This window comes from Butyricimonas paravirosa (assembly GCF_032878955.1).
In the GTDB taxonomy this organism is placed as follows: Bacteria; Bacteroidota; Bacteroidia; order Bacteroidales; family Marinifilaceae; genus Butyricimonas; species Butyricimonas paravirosa.
Map to the genome: position 1 here is coordinate 5,461,316 of NZ_CP043839.1, position 18,607 is coordinate 5,479,922.

The following is an 18,607-nucleotide window of genomic DNA, read 5'->3' on the forward strand; positions in this document are numbered from 1 at the left end:
TATTCACCCGTGGGGGTGATTACAAAATCGGGAATTTGGGTATGAATATCCGTAATTCATATACAAACCCGCTTGTTCCATTGCCGTAAATTTGCCATCAGAAGTTTAACAATAAAAGATAGCAAATTATGGATGGGAGAAACCTTTTGAAAACAGTATCGAGTTTTGCGCTGCTTACCATGTTGTCATGCAGCTCGACAGTGAAAGAGAATACTGACCAGCCCAATATAATGGAAGTGGAAAAGAAAAATCTCGGCAAACTGTTGGCTCTCTATCCGAAGCCGATGACAGTTGTTGGTACGAAGGTGGAAGGAAAGGTGAATTGGCTTGTTGTCGGACATACGGGTGTTATCGGTCATGATCGCATACTCGTCAGTATGAGTAAACAACATTATTCCAATCAGGGAATTAAGCAATCGAAAAAACTCTCCATTAATCTCGTTAGCCGGGAGATGCTGCCTAAAGCGGATTATGTGGGTAGTGTGAGCGGGAAGACGGTTGATAAATCGAGCGTGTTCGCTTATCATATCGGGGAGAATGGTACGCCTGTGATTGACGTGTCGCCTTTGACAATGGAGTGTAATGTGGTGGATATTTACGAAACCGAGGGGTTTGATAATTTCATCTGCACCGTGGTTAATACCTATGCGACTCCCGATGTACTTGATCATAACGGTAAACTCGACTATACCCGGTTAAAGCCTGTGTTGTTTGAATTTCCGACTTACTCTTACCTTGCCACGGGGGAGGTGATCGGGAAGTGTCTGAATCTGGATGAGGAACCCGGTATGTGTGCGAAACAACCGATGGCGGCCGATGGTATTGTGCGCCTGTCGAAAATAGAGGTTTATCCGGAGTATCTTGACGAGTATATGAAATACGCGACGGAAGTGGGCGAAGTTTCCCTGCGCACTGAACCGGGGGTGTTGACTATGTATGCTGTTAGCGAAAAAGAGAATCCCTGTATGGTAACGATTCTCGAAACCTATGCCAGTCAAAAGGCTTACGAGTTACATATCACATCGAAACATTTTCAAAAGTACAAACAGGGAACGTTGCACATGGTTAAGAGACTGACGCTTTCTGACCAGACGCCCCTTAATCCTGCAAATCAAATTAATAACTTCATTCAATAAACAAAACGGCTATGAATAAATTTCTCTTATTTTCAGTATTCAGTATTTTAACATTCAATGTTATGGCACAAGAAAAGATCGTACAGACGGCTGGGCGTAATCAACTCGGAGAGTTTGCCCCTAAATTTGCGGAACTTAATGATGATGTACTTTTTGGTGAAGTTTGGAGCCGCACGGATAAACTGGGTCTGCGTGACCGCAGTCTAGTAACCATTACCTCCCTCATTAGTCAAGGTATTACGGATAGTTCGCTTGTTTTTCACCTTCAGTCGGCAAAAAAGAACGGAATCTCTCGTACTGAAATTGCCGAGATTATCACCCATATAGGATTTTATGCCGGTTGGCCGAAGGCGTGGGCTGCATTTAATTTGGCCAAGGGAGTGTGGGCAGAAGATTCGACAGGTAATGATGCTAAAGCTGCTTTCCAACGTGAAATGATTTTTCCTATCGGCGAGCCGAATACGGCATACGCGAAGTATTTTATTGGTAATAGCTACCTCGCCCCGGTTTCTCGTGAGCAAGTTGCGATTTCCAATGTTACGTTTGAACCGCGTTGTCGCAATAATTGGCACATCCATCGTGCAACGAAAGGTGGCGGGCAAATGCTTATCGGTGTTGCCGGACGGGGTTGGTATCAAGAAGAGGGTAAGGCTCCCGTGGAGATTCTGCCCGGTACGGTCATCCATATTCCCGCGAACGTGAAACATTGGCACGGGGCTGCCGCTGATAGTTGGTTTGCTCATTTGGCTTTCGAGGTTCCCGGAGAGAAAACCTCCAACGAATGGCTCGAACCGGTTATGGATGAAGAGTACAACAAGCTCGAACAGACCAAATAATTATTCCTGTGTAACTATGGATTTCAAGGAATTGAATAACGGGGTGAGGATGCCGATGCAAGGTTTCGGTGTCTTCCAAGTACCCGATGCAACCGAGTGCGAGAGAGTCGTTACCGATGCTCTCGCTACCGGTTACCGGCTTATCGACACGGCGTCGGTATATGGAAATGAACGGGCTGTCGGGGCGGCTATTCGCAACAGTGGTATTTTGCGGGAAGAGTTGTTTATTACAACCAAAGCGTGGATTTCGGAGATGGGATACGAACGGACGTTACGGTCATTTGATGTTTCGTTAGCCCGTTTAGGTTTGGATTATCTTGATCTTTATCTGATACATATGCCTTTGGGGGATTATTACGGGGCGTGGCGGGCAATGGAAGAACTTTATTCGGCGGGCCGTGTACGAGCCATCGGGGTTTGTAATTTCGAACCGGATCGATTGTTGGATTTGTGTCACAACGTACGTGTTATCCCGGCAGTCAATCAAATTGAAATGCACCCTTATACCCGGCAAAGTGAGGCGGTGCGGATCATGGGGGAACTTGGCGTACAGATGGAGGCATGGGGACCTTTGGCCGAAGGACGGAACGGGTTGTTTACCGATGAAATATTGACCGGAATCGGTCGTAAATATGGTAAATCGGCAGCACAGGTCGTACTGCGTTGGCATTTGCAACGCGGTGTTGTTGCCATCCCGAAGTCGGTACATCGGACTCGGATGGAGGAGAATTTCAATATCGGAGATTTCACTTTGTCGGTGGAGGATATGGCGGCAATTGATGCCATGGATACGGGATGCAGCACGATTCTTGATTTGCACGCCCCGGCCGAAGTGGAACGACTCTATAATATTGAATGCCAAGCATAATAAATATTGGAACTTATATATGAATTTGCAGAACACAAACTCCCTCCCGGCTTCGCCGTACTCCCTCTATAAACAGAGGGAGAGTTGAAATACTTCCTATCTTCTGGAAGAGTCATCAGCTCCTCCTCTGTTTATAGAGGAGGTGGCACGAAGTGACGGAGGAGTTTGAGTATGAAAACAAGCATTACCTTCATGGACTGTAAAGTAGTATGTAATTACCATACTACTTTAATTTTGTACTATGGGGATGTACCCATAAGATTTGAAAGGAAAAAAAGATATGACAACGAAGGAATTTAAAGAGTATGTAAAGATGCGTAAGGCGCTTAATACAGAGGAAATACATCGTTTTATGGATGCCATGAGTAACGAGGCGAGACGGATCACATTCCTGTTGAATACGGCATACCGTACACCGGACGAAGTACGTGGGTTGCTTTCCGAATTGTTTGGTTATCAAGTGCCGTCGTCCCTTCGGGTATTTCCTCCGTTTTATGCGGATTTTGGAAAGAATATTACTGTTGGGGAGAACGTATTTATTAATGCCTGTTGTCATTTTCAAGATCATGGCGGGGTGACCATTGGCGATGGATGCCAAATTGGGCATAATGTTGTTTTCGCCACGCTCAACCACGGGTTAGCCCCGGAAGATCGTAAAACGACTTATCCGGCTCCTATTGTGTTGGGTAAAAATGTGTGGGTAGGTTCCAACGCAACAATTCTTCAAGGAGTAACCATTGGTGACAATGCTGTTATCGGTGCGGGTGCGGTCGTTACGAAAGATGTGGCGGCGAATGCGATTGTTGGCGGTGTTCCTGCACGTTTTATCAAAATGATAGACGGGTGAGGATATATTAATTGAAAGATATATTTACTTTATTTTACCCGGTTCTGCTGTTTTATAGAGAGTTCTTTATATATTTGAAAAAATGAACGAGGTAGTTCTAAAAATACAAATATATGATTACAGATATTCGTTTGAGAAGTCAGCAGTTGGTGAATCCGGCTTTTAATGATCCCAAGGAACTTGTAGCATGGATGGGTGCTTTGCAGGGGCAGGAGTATAGTATGGCGAAGTGGGCCGTGGGGTTACGGTTGAAGAAACCGGACATCCGGAAGGTGGAGGCGGCTTTGGAGAAGGGGGAGATATTGCGGACTCACGTGTTGCGCCCGACTTGGCATCTGGTGGTGGCGGAGGATATTCGATGGATGTTGAAGTTGTCGGCCAGACGGGTGAAGTTGGCGTACGATTCGTATTGGAAAAATCATGGAATATCGGAAGAGTTGTATATCAAAAGTCTTGAAGTGATCGTGAGGGCTTTGGAGGGGAATCGCTACTTGACCCGACAGGAGATTGGTGAGGAGTTGAACCGAGCGGGTGTTATCGTGGGGGATGATCTGGTCGGGTATTTTCTGGGAAGGGCGGAAGTTGACAGTATCATCTGTAATGGCGTGGATAAGGGAAATAAACGTACGTATGCTTTGCTGGATGAACGGGTGCCCCCGATGAAAGAGTTACACAAGGAAGAGGCTTTAGCAAAATTGGCAATCAAATATTTCAGAAGTCATTCCCCTGCCAGTTTGCAGGATTTTATCTGGTGGTCGGGGTTATCTATAACGGAGGCAAAACAGGCGGTCGGGTTGATTGATGCGGAACTGATTACGGAGAGAATCGGGGAGACGGACTGGTTAATCCATCATTCATGTACAAGGAATGCACGGGCGAAACGGGTTATACATTTGTTGCCCTCGTATGATGAATATCTTATTAGTTATAAAGATCGTTCGATGGCATTAGCGCCGGAATATTATAGGAAGGCTTTTAATACTTTTGGAATTTTCTACCCGGTGATTTTGCATAACGGGAAGATTGTCGGGAATTGGAATAAGGCAGCCAAGAAGAAACAATTCGGGGTAGAATCTTCTTTCTTTATACCGGGTATTGAGGTCGATGAGGGAGAGTTGGATAAGGCAAAAGAAAGGTTTAGAGTGTTTAATAACGAGGGGAATGACTGATGCCGGATCAGTCGAAATGCCGGTGCGGATGTGAGAACAGAAGCAACAGGAGAGAAGCGGGAAATTCGTCCCGTAAGGTTTTTAGGCCTGTCGTGATGTGAGTTTTCACGGTATTCACCGAAATATTTAATTCTTCGGCAATTTCTTTATACTTTTTACATTCGATAAAACTGAGTTTCATCACTTGCGAGCAACGTTCGGGGAGGAGTTCGATGCGGGCCAGAATGCGTTCCAACAATTCTTCCCGGGCGGAATCATCCGATAGCGTGTAAGTCGGGTCGTCGGCAAGGTGTTGACGCACGTGATTATTCTGGATTTTTTTATGTTCCAAATAGTTCAACGCCCGGTTACGGGTGAGGCTGAACAGGTAGGGAAATATGGGGCGGGTGAAATCAATGGAGGCCCGGTGATACCATAAACTGAGGAACACGTCGTGTACAATGTCTTTGGAGGCATCCAGATCGTTTACCAAGCTCATGGCATGGAAACAGAGGGTACGATAGTGTTGCTTGAATAATTGTTCAAACACGAGGCTACTTTGTTTATTGTCTTGCACACGTTCCATAATCCGCTTTGGTTGTTTGCAAAGTTAGGAAAAGTGAAATTAAAAACAAAATAGCTCTTGATACGTATTCCTGTTTTTTTAATTAATTTTGGCGTTCAAAGATAAGATTATGGAATGGTTGAGTAGTTTATTAACAGAACATTCAGTGATTCAGGCAGTAATCGTGGTTTCACTGGTGTCTGCGGTGGGGCTGGCTTTAGGAAAAATCAGCATGTGGGGCGTGTCGTTGGGAGTAACTTTCGTGTTTTTCGTGGGCATCATGGCAGGACATTTCGGGTTGTCGATCGATCCGCAGATGTTGAATTACGCGGAGAGTTTCGGGTTGATTATTTTCGTGTATGCCTTGGGGGTACAGGTGGGACCCGGTTTTTTCTCTTCCTTGGGAAAGGGAGGGCTGAAATTGAATATGCTGGCCATGTTGGTGGTTTTGTTGGGAATCGTGATGACCTTGGGATTTCATTGGTCCACGGGAGTGTCGTTGCCGGATATGGTGGGAATTCTGAGTGGTGCGGTGACAAATACGCCTGCTTTGGGTGCGGCTCAACAGACGTTGAAACAATTGAATGATCCCGCTATTCAACAATCAGATCTGGCATTGGGGTGTGCCGTGGCTTATCCGTTAGGGGTGGTGGGTGTGATTCTGGCTATTATTTTTGTACGTAAACTTTTCGCATCCAGTATATTTTTCAAGAAAAGTGATGAAGATAGCCACAAGAAGACGGTGGTTATGGGATTTCTCGTGAGCAATCCCGGTGTGTCCGGTAAAACCATCCAAGAGATCGCCCGGCAATCGTCGAAGAAGTTTGTGGTTTCCCGGTTGTGGCGGGATGAGAAGGTGATTATCCCGGCGTCCGATACCGTGGTGAGAGAGGGGGATTGTTTGTTGATGATCACGACGGAAGGGGACGTGGAGGCGCTGACGATGTTGATCGGGAAGCGGGATACGAGGGATTGGAATAAGGAAGATATAGACTGGGATGCTATTGATAGTCAATTGGTGTCCCACCGGATCGTGATTACCCGACCGGAGATTAACGGGAAGCGGTTAGGAGCGTTGCGGTTGAGAAATCAATACGGGATAAATATAACCCGCATTTACCGGGCGGGTATCGTGTTGTTGCCCACGCCGGATTTGACCTTGCAGTTGGGTGATCGGTTGACGGTGGTCGGGGAGGAATCGGCCATCGCAAAGGTGGAGAACGTGGTGGGGAATGCCGTGAAGGATTTGGATGAGCCGAATCTGGTGGCCGTTTTTATCGGGATGGTATTGGGGTTGTTGCTGGGATCAATTCCTTTGACGATTCCGGGTATCAGTTTTCCGGTAAAGTTGGGATTGGCCGGGGGACCAATTGTAATGGGGATTCTCGTGGGGGCTTTCGGTCCCCGAATTCACATGGTAACTTACACGACAATAAGTGCCAATCTGATGTTGCGGGCGCTGGGACTTTCCATGTATTTGGCCTGTTTGGGATTGGATGCGGGAACTCATTTCTTCGAGACCGTGTTCCGTCCGGAAGGGGCGTTGTGGGTCGGATTGGGATTTGCGATTACGGTGATTCCGGTGATTCTTGTTGCGGCCGTGTCTATTAAATGGATGAAAATTGATTTCGGTTCGGTGGCCGGGATGTTGTGCGGGAGTATGTCGAACCCGATGGCGTTGAATTACGTGAATAGCACGGTGGATAGTGATACGCCTTCGGTGGCTTACGCGACGGTTTACCCGCTGACGATGTTCGTGAGAGTTATTATGGCACAGGTAATTTTAATGCTATTTTTGTAAGTGAGGAGGTCAAATACTCGTAATTCGTCAATGTGCGTGATCATTTCTTGTGAAAATGTTAAAATAAAACAGTTCGCTGGTATAAGATTTGATGCAAGTTAAGGGTTGTTAGTGGTAAGATTGTAACTAAACGTTACGATATTCCGTAAACATATATTCAAACAATGTGAAATGTCAGGAAAAGAAATTCATACGAAAGAGACTTTCCAAGTTTTGGGCATGAGTTGTGCTGTCTGCGCTTTGAATGTGGAAACAACACTCGGTGCTCAAGAGGGAGTCTACGAGGCAAAGGTAAATTTTGCCGGTTCAACCGTTTTAGTGGATTATGATCCGCAGGTGATTACACCCGTGGAACTTCAAAAGGCCGTGGAGTCTGCCGGTTACGAACTGGTGGTGGAAAACACGGAGGATACGGATCAAGCGGATCGTTTGCAGCGTGAAGAGTTTCTCGCGTTAAAACGAAAGACGATCGGGGCTATTGTTTTGGCGATACCCGTGTTCGTGATTGGTATGTTTTTTATGCATATGCCCTATGGTAATTGGATTATGCTGGCTTTTACCATTCCGGTGATGGCATTTTTCGGACGGGACTTTTTTGTCCATGCCTATATGCAGTTGAAACACGGACGTGCGAATATGGACACGTTGGTGGCCGTCAGTACGGGAGTGGCATTTTTGTTCAGTCTGTTCAACACGATTTGGCCGGAATATTGGACGAGTCGGGGATTGGAGGCTCACGTGTACTACGAGGCCGCTGCGGTGATTATTGCTCTGATTTTGTTGGGGCGTTTGCTGGAGGCAAAGGCCAAGTTCAGTACTTCGACCGCGATAAAGAAATTGATGGGGTTACAACCCAAAACGGTGACTAAAATTCTTGCCGACGGCAGCGAAGAGGAGGTGCCTATCCGTGAGGTGGCGGTAGGGGATGTTCTGGTCGTGAAACCGGGGGAAAAGATTCCGGTGGATGGGGAAGTGACGGAAGGGTCTTCTTTTGTCGACGAGAGTATGATTACCGGGGAGTCGATACCCGTGGAGAAGGTGAAAGGACAACCCGTGTATGCCGGGACAATAAATGAGAAGGGAAGTTTCCGTTTCCGTGCCGATAAGGTTGGGGGAGAAACCGTTTTGGCCAATATTATTCGGATGGTGCAGGAGGCACAGGGAAGTAAAGCTCCCGTGCAGAAACTGGTGGACCGTATTGCCGGAATTTTTGTTCCGGTAGTGATGGGGATCGCGGTAATCACGTTTATCGTGTGGATGCTGATAGGTGGAGACCTTGCTTTCACTCATGCATTGCTGACGTCCATCACGGTGTTGGTTATTGCCTGCCCGTGTGCGTTGGGATTGGCGACGCCGACAGCGATCATGGTCGGGATCGGTAAAGGGGCGGAACATAATATACTGATCAAGGATGCCGAGAGCTTGGAGCTGATGTACCGGGTGAACGCGATCGTGCTGGATAAGACGGGGACGATCACGGAGGGAAAACCTGTCGTGACGGATATTCACTGGACTCCGGGGTCGGAAGACGAGCGTTATCCATCCATCCTCTTGGAGATCGAACGGCGTTCGGAACATCCGCTGGCAGATGCCGTGGTGCAGAAGTTTAAAGAGAAGGTTGTGAATGAAATATCGGTTTCGGATTTCGAGAATCAGACCGGTAAAGGGGTGACGGCAAAAGTCGGGGATAAGGTATACCTTGTCGGGAACCGGGCTTTGCTGGAAGTGAGTCATGTTATTTTAGATGATGATAACGAGAAGCTTGCTGTCCGGTGGGAAGGCGACGGCAAAACGGTTGTCTTTTTTGCCGGAGAGGGTCGGGTGTTGGCATTGGTTGCCATTGCCGATAAGATCAAGGAGAGTTCTCGTCAGGCGGTTACGACGCTGCATGAAAAAGGAATTGATGTCTATATGCTGACCGGGGATAATGCCTTGACGGCTCGTGCCGTGGCAGATCAGGTAGGCATTCGTCATTTTAAGGCTGAAGTGATGCCGGGTGAGAAGGCTAATTTCGTGGAGGCCTTGCAGCACGAAGGGAAAGTGGTGGCCATGGTGGGTGACGGAATCAACGATTCGCAGGCGTTGGCACAGGCTGACGTGAGTATTGCCATGGGAAAAGGGTCGGATATTGCCATGGACGTGGCAAAGGTGACTTTGATTACTTCCGATCTGAACGTGATTCCCCGTGCTATCGCGCTTTCGCATCAGACGGTGCGGGCGATTCGACAAAATTTGTTCTGGGCGTTTATTTATAATATAATTGGTATTCCTTTAGCGGCAGGGGTGTTGTACGGGATCAACGGTTTTTTACTCAACCCGATGATTGCGGCTGCCGCGATGGCTTTCAGTTCGGTGTCCGTGGTGACTAATAGTTTGAGAATTAAATGGAAAAAATTGTAGCTATTATATAAACCAATAAAAGAAAGCAACATGGAAAAAAAGTTCAGATTTAAGACAACGTTGAAATGCAGTGGCTGCGTATCGAAAGTCACTCCGTTTTTGAATAGTTTGAGAGACGTGACGGAATGGAGCGTGGATTTGCAACATCCGGACAAGGTGCTGACGGTTATGTTGAAGACCGGAGATACGCACTCGGTGAAGAAGGCGTTCGAGAACGCGGGGTATAAAGTTGAAGAGTTCAGATAAACGATGTTAGTTATTTTATCACCGGCCAAGACCATGGATATGTCCGTGGTGGAACAGGAGTTTCCGGGTAGCACTCCGAAGTACACGGCAGAGGCGGAATATCTGGCGGAGCAAATGCGCCGCTTTTCCGAATCCCAGTTAGAAAAGATGTTAAAGATCAGTCCTAAGCTGGCGGCGGAGAATTACGAACGTTATCAGAGGTTCGGATCGCTTTCGAATCCTCGAAAACAGGCATTGTTGGCTTATAACGGAAGTGTATTCAAAGCTATTGATCCGAATTCTTTTTCTTTAGAGGACTTGAAGTATGCTCAAGATCGTGTCCGGATTATCTCAACACTTTATGGTTTGGTGCGTCCGTTGGATTTGATCCAAGCCTACCGGATCGCGTTTGCCGTGAAGTTGGATGGGGCGAACCTGTACGATTATTGGGTTCCGAAGCTGACGACTCCATTATTGGAAGATGTGCGTAAGGTTGGAGGGATTATGGTGAATCTGGCCAGTATGGATATTCAGGGAGCCTTGAAAATGGACGAGTTGAGGAAACAGGTGAGAGTGATTACACCGGAATTTCAAGAATGGCGGGATGGTAAATACGAAACAGTTCGTACTTATGCCAAGATTGCACGGGGGACGATGACGAGATATATCGTGATGAATCGTGTTGAGGAACCCGAGGAGTTGAAAGCTTTCAACTGGGATGGGTACACGTTTAATGCTGATCTCTCGGACGAGGAACGTTATTTCTTTACCCGAATAAAGAAGTAAAACAGAAAGAGTTGCAGGTACATATTTCATGTTGCCTCCCAGTCTGCAACTTTTTCTAAAATATTTGGTCCGGGAAGAAACAAAAAAGACTTTTTGTAGGTATATCTAACCGTAATAATTAATCTGATTTAACTATGAAAGAACGAGAGATAGAACCGGGAACACCTGAAATCAATAAAAAGTATTCCATTGTAGTTGATAGAAAAGGGCCTTACTTGGTGTATGGTCATCCGCTTTTAAAACAACAGTTTATCGTGCAGAATGACGAGGGAAGTTCATGGTCATATCGGGATGGGATTGAGTACGATATGAATGATGAACCCACGGCTTTATGTCGTTGCGGGGCTTCTGCCAATAAGCCGTATTGCGACGGGGCTCACTTGAACACGAATTGGGACCCCACGCTGACAGCCGATAATATTCCTTTATTGAAAGATGCCGATGTGGTTGACGGGCCCACGCTTGAACTGACGGATAACGAGAAATATTGTGCTTTTGCCCGTTTTTGTGATGCTTACGGGAAGGTTTGGAATCTCGTGGAGGAGTCCGATGATCCGGAGGCTAGGGAGTTGACGATCCGGGAGGCTAATTATTGTCCGGCAGGTCGTTTGAAGGCTTGGGATAAGGATAAGGGGGAATTTATTGAAAATAAACTGGAACCATCACTGGTACTGTTGGAAGACCCACAGGAGCGTTGTAGCGGTCCCTTGTTCGTACGGGGCGGGATTCCGATTGACGACACGGAGGGCGTGAGGTACGAACTTCGGAACCGGGTTACACTATGTCGTTGCGGGGCGTCATCGAACAAACCTTTCTGTGACGGGACGCACGTGAGTATTCGTTTCCGGGACGGGTTACCGGGACCGCATGGCGGGATAAAGTAAAATGGTCTGAATCTGCAAATTAACTCATCGGGAGAATATTATATTCGAGATAACTATGACCATGTTATAAAGCAGGTGGTATATACTTATAAATACCTAATATCTGATTACAATATTTTGCATTTATGGTAGGAGCGGAGTAGGGGAGGCATTATTTGGGATTTTGCTTTTCCCGAATTACCCTCGTTTTCCGAACCTGAATATGTGAGCGTCCACGAAAAGGTATTTTATATCGGATTTGAGTTTTTCTATCGTTCTTAACATTTATTGTTTGTTGGCATGATATTTGTTGATTATTCGTGTAATCAATAAAATTGTAGGATGGATGCATTTCATATTTTTCTGGCCGTGATGACCGGAATTGCTGTTATTGTTTTTGTAGCCCTGTACTTCGTGAAAGCGGGTTATGGTATGTTTTTCGATGCCAAGTGGGGGCGACCAATAGATAACCGGATCGGCTGGGTACTGATGGAAGCTCCTGTTTTTATCGCGATGGCACTTTTCTGGTATTTCTCGGATAGGGGGTATGAGTTGGTGCCGTTGATTTTCTTTATTTTTTTCGAGATACATTATTTTCAGCGTGCGTTTATTTTCCCGTTATTACTGAAAGGTAAGGGGAGAATGCCGATGGGAATCATGTTGATGGGAATCACGTTTAACGTGTTGAATGCGTGTATGCAGGGAGGGTGGATTTTCTATTTCGCCCCGTCGGATCTTTATACCCCGGAGTGGTTGACGTCCCCGCAGTTTATTATCGGAACGGTATTGTTCTTTGCCGGGATGTTCACGAATATACAGTCGGACCATATTATTCGTCATTTGCGGCGTCCCGGTGACACGGGGCATTATTTACCCAAGGGCGGGATGTTTCGTTACGTGACTTCAGCAAATTATTTTGGCGAGATTGTAGAATGGGTCGGTTTTGCCATTCTCACATGGTCGCTTTCCGGGGCAGTTTTTGCCATCTGGACGTTCGCTAATTTAGTACCGAGAGCTAATACAATTTATCACAAATATTTGGGGATGTTCGGGGACGAGGTGAAAAAACGTCGTCTGAAACGAGTGATTCCTTTTATATATTAAGAAAAATGATATGACACGAGAATCCAAGTTATTCACGCCATTAACGATAGGGCCGCTGACTTTACGTAACCGAACCATACGGGCCGCGGCATTCGAGGGTATGTGTCCGGGGAATGCTCCTTCGGAAATGTTACATGATTATCATCTTTCGGTGGCCCGGGGGGGAATCGGGATGACGACGATCGCTTACGCTGCTATTGTTCGTAGCGGTTTATCGTTTCCCCACCAATTGTGGTTAAGGCCGGAGATTCTTCCTGCATTACGACAACTCACGGATGATATACACGCCACGGGTGCGGCTGCATCCATACAGATCGGGCATTGCGGGAATATGTCGCACAAGGGGATTTGTGGCTGCACGCCCATTTCCGCTTCGAGTGGTTTTAATATTTACTCGCCGACATTGGTGCGGGGAATGAAGAAAGAGGAGATCGTGGAGATGGCAAAGGCATTCGGACAAGCGGTGAATATGGCTAGGGAGGCAGGGTTTGATGCCGTGGAGGTTCATGCCGGACACGGGTATCTGATCAGTCAGTTCCTTTCCCCTTACACGAATCACCGGAAGGATGAGTTCGGGGGATCGCTGGAGAACCGGATGCGGTTTATGCGTATGGCTATGGCGGAAGTGATGAAAGCGGCGGGGGATGACATGGCCGTGTTGGTGAAGATGAATACCCGAGATGGATTCCGGGGTGGGATGGAGGTGCCGGAATGTATCGAGGTGGCCAAGGCTCTGGAAGAGATAGGGGTTCATGCCTTGATTTTGAGCGGTGGTTTTGTCAGTCGGGCCCCGATGTACGTGATGAGGGGGGCCATGCCTATCCGTAGTCTGACGTATTATATGCAACAATTCTGGTTACCGATAGGCGTTCGGGTTGCCGGGCATATGATGATTCCGACGGTACCGTTTAAAGAAGCTTATTTTTTCGAAGATGCATTGAAATTCCGGGAAGCGGTGAAGTTACCTCTCGTGTACGTGGGGGGATTGGTTTCCCGGGAAAAGATAGATATGGTGTTGGATGCCGGATTTGACGGGGTGTCGATGGCTCGTGCTTTGTTGAATGAACCGGATTTTGTGAACCGGATGGCGAGGGAAGAGAATGCCCGGAATGCTTGCGAACATGCGAATTATTGTATCGCCCGTATGTATTCTAGGGAGATGGCCTGTCATAAGCATATTCCGGATTTACCCAAGAAGTTATTGAAGGAGTTGGAATCGGCTTCCAAGAAAAATTGAAATATGATTTATGGAAGTAATTGATCAGCCTAGTGTTCATCCGGTGGCCATTGTCACGGGAGCCAGTTCGGGAATCGGCTTGGAGTATGCCCGGGAGTTGTGTTCCCGGGGATATGATGTCGTGATGGTCAGTAACGAGGAAGAGCGCCTTACGCGATGTGCCGGGGAGTTATCACAAACGTACGAGGTACAGACGTGGCCTCTTTATATGGATTTATCACTACCTGATGCAGCGGAACATCTGCATGGTTTCTGCGTGGCATTAGGGTTACAAGTGGAGGTGCTGGTGAATAATGCCGGTATTTTTCGGTTCGAACATATCGTGAATCTTTCCGTGGGTGTCGTGCGAACCATGCTGATGTTGCACATGAACACGGTGGTTTTGCTTTGTCGTTATTTCGGGGAGGATATGAGAAAACGGGGAAAAGGGTATATCCTCAATATGTCTTCGATGTCGGCTTGGTTCCCTTATCCGGGAATTTCGTTGTACGCATCCACGAAGTGTTTTTTGAAGAGTTTTTCCCGGGCTTTTCGTTTGGAGATGCTTGATTATGGGGTGAACGTTACCACGGTTTGCCCGGGAGCGATCGCTACCGATTTATATAATTTACCTCTTCATTTGCAGCGTTTGGCCGTGCGAATCGGCGTGATGATGAAACCTGACACGCTTGCACATCGTGCAATTAACGGGATGTTCCGTCACCGATCCCAAATGATTCCCGGGGTAATTAATTATTTCTTTATCGGTTTCCTGTTCTTTCTGCCTTACGGGGTAGTGAGGTGGGTGATGAGGAAGGTGAAAAAAGCAATTGAAAATGAAAAAAATTGAGTGATTGTCGATTTAATGATTAAGTGATTTTATAATCATCTAATCGAAAATCGCAGAATCATATAATTCGTAGGATCTAAAATGAACAAAGGTTTGTTTATCATCACCGGGGCCAATGGGGGCATGGGAAAGGCGATCACGAAGGCGATAGCCGGGACGGGTGTTCCCGTGGTTATGGCTTGTCGGAATGTTGAACGGGCGGCAGGAGTGAGGGATGAAATTGTGCGGGAGACGGGAAACGGTCGGGTGGAGTTGCATCAGTTGGATTTGGCGTCGGTTGCTTCCATCCGTTCTTTTGTTGACGGGTTGAACGGACGGGAGGTTAGCGTGCTGGTGAATAACGCGGGGATCATGTGTCGGGATTTTACGACGACCGAGGACGGGTTGGAGATGACCGTGGGGGTGAATTACGTGGGGACTTGGTTGTTGACGAATTGGTTACTTCCGAATATGGGAAAAACCGGGAAGACCCGGATTATTAATACATCATCGGTTACTTGTAAGATGGGAGAGATCGGAGATCATTTCTTTGAATTGGACCCGGAGCATTACCGTCGCTTTAAGGCTTATCCCAATTCAAAATTGGCGATACTGATGTTTACGGCTGAACTGGCAAGGCGGGTACAGGGGCGTGCGATTACCGTGAACGCGGTTGATCCGGGTGTGGTGAACACGGGAATGATTACTATGCATAAATGGTACGATCCCTTGGCGGATGTTTTTTTTCGTCCGTTTATTAAATCTCCGGAACGAGGGGCGATGACGGCTATACTTTTGGCAACTTCCGATCGGTACGTGAATGTATCGGGCGGCTTTTTTAGGAATAAACGTCAGGTGGGGGTACCGAAAGCGGTTCTTGATGCAGAGGCTTGTCAGAAGTTGTGGCTTCAGACAGAGCAATTGGTGGCTGGACTGATCGGCTCAAAATTAAAAAAGGGAGAAAATTAGAGTGCAATAGAGGCTTTTAATTTTCAGCTTTACTTATCTTTGTAGGCAAAGAAATTAATATTATGCGATTAGAGGAAAGATACGATAAGGTGTTGGCATGGTTCCGGGAACGTATGCCGGTAGCCGACACGGAATTACAGTATAATGATCCCTTCCAGTTGTTGGTAGCGGTGATTTTATCGGCTCAATGTACCGACAAACGGGTGAATATGGTGACTCCCGCTTTGTTCGAGCAATTTCCGGATGCGGAGTCTATGTCTAAGGCGAGCGTGGAGGAGATTTTCGAGTTGATCAAGTCTATCTCTTACCCGAATAATAAATCCAAGCATTTGTCTGCGATGGCAAAAAAGCTGATGGAAGATTTTGATGGGATTGTCCCGGATGATTTCGAGTTATTGCAGACGTTGCCCGGGGTGGGACGGAAGACGGCCAATGTTATGGAAGCGGTGGCTTTCAAGCGTCCGGCTATGCCTGTCGACACGCACGTTTTCCGGGTAGCTGACCGTATCGGGCTGGTAACGGGTGCCAAGACCCCGTTGGAAACGGAAAAACAACTCGTGGCGCATATTCCTGCCGAGTGGCTGTCCACGGCTCACCATTGGTTGATATTGCACGGAAGATATGTTTGCGTGGCAAGAAAGCCGAAGTGTGAAGAGTGTGGGATTGCCGAGTGGTGCAGATATAATCAAAAAAAGCTGTCTTGACGAGAGACAGCTTTTTCACTATTTACTACTAACCCTAAAATTGGAACTACTTCGAGCATCCATTTTCTTGCAATAAACCCGTTTTTATTACTTAGTGTGAATTTATTTATTAGATGCAGGATTTTTGAAAAGGTTGCGTGAAAAAATAAAAAAATTAGAGGATTGTGATTCACAATCCTCTAATTTTTTTATTTTAATCCTTTACGCTTTAGTAATGGATCAATAGAAGGCTCTTGACCTCTGAATTTCTGGTAAAGGGTCATGGCATCTTCGGAGCCACCTTTGGAAAGAATGTTCTCCCGGAATGCTTTTGTTTTTTCGGGATTGAAGATGTTTCCGGTTTCTTTAAATGCCTCGAAAGCATCAGCATCCAGTACTTCGGCCCACGTGTAAGCGTAATACCCGGAAGAATAGCCTCCGGCAAATATGTGCTGGAAGTAAGGACTGCGATAGCGTACCGTGATTTCCGGGATAAGTCCGATTTTTTCTAACGTGGCTTTTTCGAATTCGTTCGGGTTGACGGGATCGGTGGTGTTACGCGTGTGGTAAGCCATATCCAGTAAAGCGGCTGCCATGAATTCGGTCGTGACGAATCCTTGGTTGAAATGTCCGCTATTCTCCAGTTTGTCGATAAGCTCTTGCGGGATCGGTTCTCCCGTTTTGTAATGACGGGCGTAAACTTTCAATACTTCGGGATCAGCGGCCCAGTTTTCCATAATTTGAGAGGGGAGTTCCACGAAATCCCTAGGAACAGAAGTTCCTGATACCTTATTATATGTACATTGTGACAATAAACCGTGAAGGGCATGACCGAATTCATGGAAAAGGGTTTGTGCCTCGTCAAAACTCAATAATGCCGGAACATCCCCCGTGGGTTTCGTGAAGTTGCACACGTTCGTGATGATCGGGGTTACTTTTTTACCCAGTGCGGATTGCTTGCGATAAGAATTCATCCATGCTCCTGAACGTTTGCTTTCTCTCGGGTGGAAGTCCATGTATAGAATCCCGATATGGTCTCCGTTCGCTTCCTTCACCTCGAATGCCAAAGCGTCCGGATGGGGAACGGGTAGGTCGGTACGTTGCGTGAACGTGATACCATATAATTTATTGGCCGTGTAGAAGGCTCCCTCTCTGACATTTTCTAGCGGGAAGTATTGACGAAGTTCATTTTCGTCTAACCCGTATTTGGCTTTCTTTACTTTTTCAGCATAATAGCGCCAGTCCCAAGGCTGCAATTTGAAGTTTTTACCCTCCTTGCGAATCATGTCTTGAAGTTCTTTGGCTTCTTTTTTAGCGATCGGGAGAGCGGCATTCCAAATTTGGTTACAGAGGTCGTACACGTTCTCCGGGGTTTTGGCCATGTTGTTGTCGAGAATGAATGCCGCATGGGTATCATAACCGAGCAACTGGGCTTTTTGTACTCGCAGGGAAGTGATCTTGGATATGATCTCTTTGTTATCGTACTCGTTGTCGTTATTGCAACGGTTGATGTAAGCCTTGTAGATCTTTTCTCTTAAATCACGGTTGTCAGCATATTGCAGGAACGGAATCATGCTTGGGTTGTGGAGGGTAAACACCCATTTCCCTTCCAATCCGGCATTCTTGGCAGCGGTAGCAGCTGTGGCAATCACGTTTTCGGGAAGACCGGATAAATCTTTCTCGTTATCAATGACCAGTTTGAAATTATTGGTCTCATTCAGCAAGTTTTCACCGAATTGCAGGCTGAGCATAGATAGTTCGCTGTTCAACTTCTTGAATGTTTCCTTGTCCTCGGGAGAGAGGTTGGCTCCACCCCGAACGAAACCTTGGTAATATTTGTCGAGTACAGTCAATTGTTCCGGAGTCAGATTTTCTTTCTCCTTATTATTATATACCGTTTTGATTCTCTCGAAAAGTTTGTCATTTAAATTGATCGCATCCCAGTGAGCGGTGAGTTTCGGGGTAATCTCTTTGGCGATGGCCTTGATCGAATCGTTCGTGTTCGCACCTTGTTGATTGCCGAACACGGAGGCTACTTTGTTCAGTAATTCGCCGGAAGTTTCGAGAGCGTCGATCGTGTTTTTAAATGTAGGAGCCTCCGGATTGTTGATGATCGCGTCGATTTCCGCTTGGTGTTGTTTCATCCCTTCCTCGTAAGCAGGAAGATAATGTTGATTTTTAATCAAGTGGAAAGGGGGAACCTCGTGAGGGGTTTCATACGTGTTGAAAAATGGATTTTCATTCTTCACTTGCCCTGATTGGCAGGATTGCAGCGCTAGTCCTACGCAACAAACTAAGTAAGTGACTTTTTTCATTTTGAATTTTATTATT

The 18,607-nt window shown here is 46.7% G+C and carries 17 protein-coding genes; 15 read left to right on the forward strand and 2 right to left on the reverse strand.

The genetic code is table 11. The features are described from left to right. The first annotated feature begins 128 nt into the window (after positions 1 to 128). From F1644_RS21965 to F1644_RS21985, 5 genes are all read left to right on the forward strand, one after another. On the forward strand, positions 129 to 1,136 hold the full coding sequence (locus F1644_RS21965) for a flavin reductase (RefSeq protein WP_118302729.1): 1,008 nt from the start codon (positions 129 to 131) through the stop codon (positions 1,134 to 1,136). Positions 1,137 to 1,147: 11 nt separating this feature from the next. Continuing rightward, a complete protein-coding gene (locus tag F1644_RS21970) occupies positions 1,148 to 1,972 on the forward strand; it encodes a carboxymuconolactone decarboxylase family protein (protein ID WP_118302727.1) in 825 nt (274 codons plus the stop codon). Positions 1,973 to 1,988: 16 nt separating this feature from the next. Further along, positions 1,989 to 2,840 carry an aldo/keto reductase gene (locus F1644_RS21975; protein WP_118302725.1) on the forward strand — a complete coding sequence of 284 codons (852 nt, stop codon included), beginning with the start codon at positions 1,989 to 1,991 and terminating at the stop codon, positions 2,838 to 2,840. 280 nt (positions 2,841 to 3,120) lie between these two features. After that, positions 3,121 to 3,687 carry a sugar O-acetyltransferase gene (locus tag F1644_RS21980; protein ID WP_087420015.1) on the forward strand — a complete coding sequence of 189 codons (567 nt, stop codon included), beginning with the start codon at positions 3,121 to 3,123 and terminating at the stop codon, positions 3,685 to 3,687. Between the two features lie 113 nt (positions 3,688 to 3,800). Beyond that, complete coding sequence (locus F1644_RS21985; protein WP_118302723.1) at positions 3,801 to 4,856, forward strand: winged helix DNA-binding domain-containing protein; 1,056 nt, start codon at positions 3,801 to 3,803, stop codon at positions 4,854 to 4,856. A gap of 7 nt (positions 4,857 to 4,863) precedes the next feature. Here F1644_RS21985 and F1644_RS21990 read toward each other — a convergent pair whose 3' ends face one another. Next, a complete protein-coding gene (locus F1644_RS21990) occupies positions 4,864 to 5,421 on the reverse strand; it encodes an RNA polymerase sigma-70 factor (protein WP_118302721.1) in 558 nt (185 codons plus the stop codon). Positions 5,422 to 5,530: 109 nt separating this feature from the next. On the opposite strand from F1644_RS21990, the gene F1644_RS21995 reads away from it, so the two are divergent. The 10 genes from F1644_RS21995 to nth all read left to right on the forward strand — a co-directional run bounded on the left by F1644_RS21995 (position 5,531) and on the right by nth (position 16,297). Beyond that, positions 5,531 to 7,201, forward strand: a complete 1,671-nt coding sequence (locus tag F1644_RS21995; protein ID WP_118302719.1) for a putative transporter — start codon at positions 5,531 to 5,533, stop codon at positions 7,199 to 7,201. Between the two features lie 171 nt (positions 7,202 to 7,372). Then, complete coding sequence (locus tag F1644_RS22000) at positions 7,373 to 9,601, forward strand: heavy metal translocating P-type ATPase (protein ID WP_189021503.1); 2,229 nt, start codon at positions 7,373 to 7,375, stop codon at positions 9,599 to 9,601. Between the two features lie 30 nt (positions 9,602 to 9,631). Further along, complete coding sequence (locus F1644_RS22005; RefSeq protein ID WP_027202647.1) at positions 9,632 to 9,847, forward strand: heavy-metal-associated domain-containing protein; 216 nt, start codon at positions 9,632 to 9,634, stop codon at positions 9,845 to 9,847. 3 nt (positions 9,848 to 9,850) lie between these two features. Continuing rightward, positions 9,851 to 10,612 carry a YaaA family protein gene (locus F1644_RS22010; RefSeq protein WP_118302715.1) on the forward strand — a complete coding sequence of 254 codons (762 nt, stop codon included), beginning with the start codon at positions 9,851 to 9,853 and terminating at the stop codon, positions 10,610 to 10,612. 134 nt (positions 10,613 to 10,746) lie between these two features. Beyond that, positions 10,747 to 11,496: a CDGSH iron-sulfur domain-containing protein gene (locus F1644_RS22015; RefSeq protein WP_118302713.1), complete on the forward strand. Its 750-nt coding sequence runs from the start codon at positions 10,747 to 10,749 to the stop codon at positions 11,494 to 11,496. A 321-nt stretch (positions 11,497 to 11,817) separates the two neighbouring features. Continuing rightward, positions 11,818 to 12,579, forward strand: a complete 762-nt coding sequence (locus tag F1644_RS22020) for a DUF1295 domain-containing protein (RefSeq protein WP_229128174.1) — start codon at positions 11,818 to 11,820, stop codon at positions 12,577 to 12,579. Positions 12,580 to 12,589: 10 nt separating this feature from the next. Next, positions 12,590 to 13,816, forward strand: a complete 1,227-nt coding sequence (locus tag F1644_RS22025) for an NADH:flavin oxidoreductase (RefSeq protein WP_118302711.1) — start codon at positions 12,590 to 12,592, stop codon at positions 13,814 to 13,816. Positions 13,817 to 13,826: 10 nt separating this feature from the next. Continuing rightward, complete coding sequence (locus tag F1644_RS22030; RefSeq protein WP_118302709.1) at positions 13,827 to 14,645, forward strand: SDR family NAD(P)-dependent oxidoreductase; 819 nt, start codon at positions 13,827 to 13,829, stop codon at positions 14,643 to 14,645. An 81-nt stretch (positions 14,646 to 14,726) separates the two neighbouring features. Then, the gene (locus F1644_RS22035; RefSeq protein ID WP_229782441.1) at positions 14,727 to 15,593 is read left to right on the forward strand and encodes an SDR family oxidoreductase; all 867 of its coding nucleotides are present in this window, start codon (positions 14,727 to 14,729) and stop codon (positions 15,591 to 15,593) included. 62 nt (positions 15,594 to 15,655) lie between these two features. Next, positions 15,656 to 16,297, forward strand: a complete 642-nt coding sequence (gene nth / locus F1644_RS22040; protein ID WP_118302707.1) for an endonuclease III — start codon at positions 15,656 to 15,658, stop codon at positions 16,295 to 16,297. A gap of 188 nt (positions 16,298 to 16,485) precedes the next feature. On the opposite strand, the gene F1644_RS22045 is transcribed toward nth, so the two are convergent. Further along, a complete protein-coding gene (locus F1644_RS22045; protein WP_118302705.1) occupies positions 16,486 to 18,591 on the reverse strand; it encodes a M3 family metallopeptidase in 2,106 nt (701 codons plus the stop codon). Positions 18,592 to 18,607: the final 16 nt, after the last annotated feature.

Coding starts and splice junctions, on each gene's coding strand:
- F1644_RS21965 (WP_118302729.1), top strand. CDS start 129: ATGGATGGGAGAAACCTTTTGAAAACAGTATCGAGTTTTGCGCTGCTT.
- F1644_RS21970 (WP_118302727.1), top strand. CDS start 1,148: ATGAATAAATTTCTCTTATTTTCAGTATTCAGTATTTTAACATTCAAT.
- F1644_RS21975 (WP_118302725.1), top strand. CDS start 1,989: ATGGATTTCAAGGAATTGAATAACGGGGTGAGGATGCCGATGCAAGGT.
- F1644_RS21980 (WP_087420015.1), top strand. CDS start 3,121: ATGACAACGAAGGAATTTAAAGAGTATGTAAAGATGCGTAAGGCGCTT.
- F1644_RS21985 (WP_118302723.1), top strand. CDS start 3,801: ATGATTACAGATATTCGTTTGAGAAGTCAGCAGTTGGTGAATCCGGCT.
- F1644_RS21990 (WP_118302721.1), bottom strand. CDS start 5,421: ATGGAACGTGTGCAAGACAATAAACAAAGTAGCCTCGTGTTTGAACAA.
- F1644_RS21995 (WP_118302719.1), top strand. CDS start 5,531: ATGGAATGGTTGAGTAGTTTATTAACAGAACATTCAGTGATTCAGGCA.
- F1644_RS22000 (WP_189021503.1), top strand. CDS start 7,373: ATGTCAGGAAAAGAAATTCATACGAAAGAGACTTTCCAAGTTTTGGGC.
- F1644_RS22005 (WP_027202647.1), top strand. CDS start 9,632: ATGGAAAAAAAGTTCAGATTTAAGACAACGTTGAAATGCAGTGGCTGC.
- F1644_RS22010 (WP_118302715.1), top strand. CDS start 9,851: ATGTTAGTTATTTTATCACCGGCCAAGACCATGGATATGTCCGTGGTG.
- F1644_RS22015 (WP_118302713.1), top strand. CDS start 10,747: ATGAAAGAACGAGAGATAGAACCGGGAACACCTGAAATCAATAAAAAG.
- F1644_RS22020 (WP_229128174.1), top strand. CDS start 11,818: ATGGATGCATTTCATATTTTTCTGGCCGTGATGACCGGAATTGCTGTT.
- F1644_RS22025 (WP_118302711.1), top strand. CDS start 12,590: ATGACACGAGAATCCAAGTTATTCACGCCATTAACGATAGGGCCGCTG.
- F1644_RS22030 (WP_118302709.1), top strand. CDS start 13,827: ATGGAAGTAATTGATCAGCCTAGTGTTCATCCGGTGGCCATTGTCACG.
- F1644_RS22035 (WP_229782441.1), top strand. CDS start 14,727: ATGAACAAAGGTTTGTTTATCATCACCGGGGCCAATGGGGGCATGGGA.
- nth (WP_118302707.1), top strand. CDS start 15,656: ATGCGATTAGAGGAAAGATACGATAAGGTGTTGGCATGGTTCCGGGAA.
- F1644_RS22045 (WP_118302705.1), bottom strand. CDS start 18,591: ATGAAAAAAGTCACTTACTTAGTTTGTTGCGTAGGACTAGCGCTGCAA.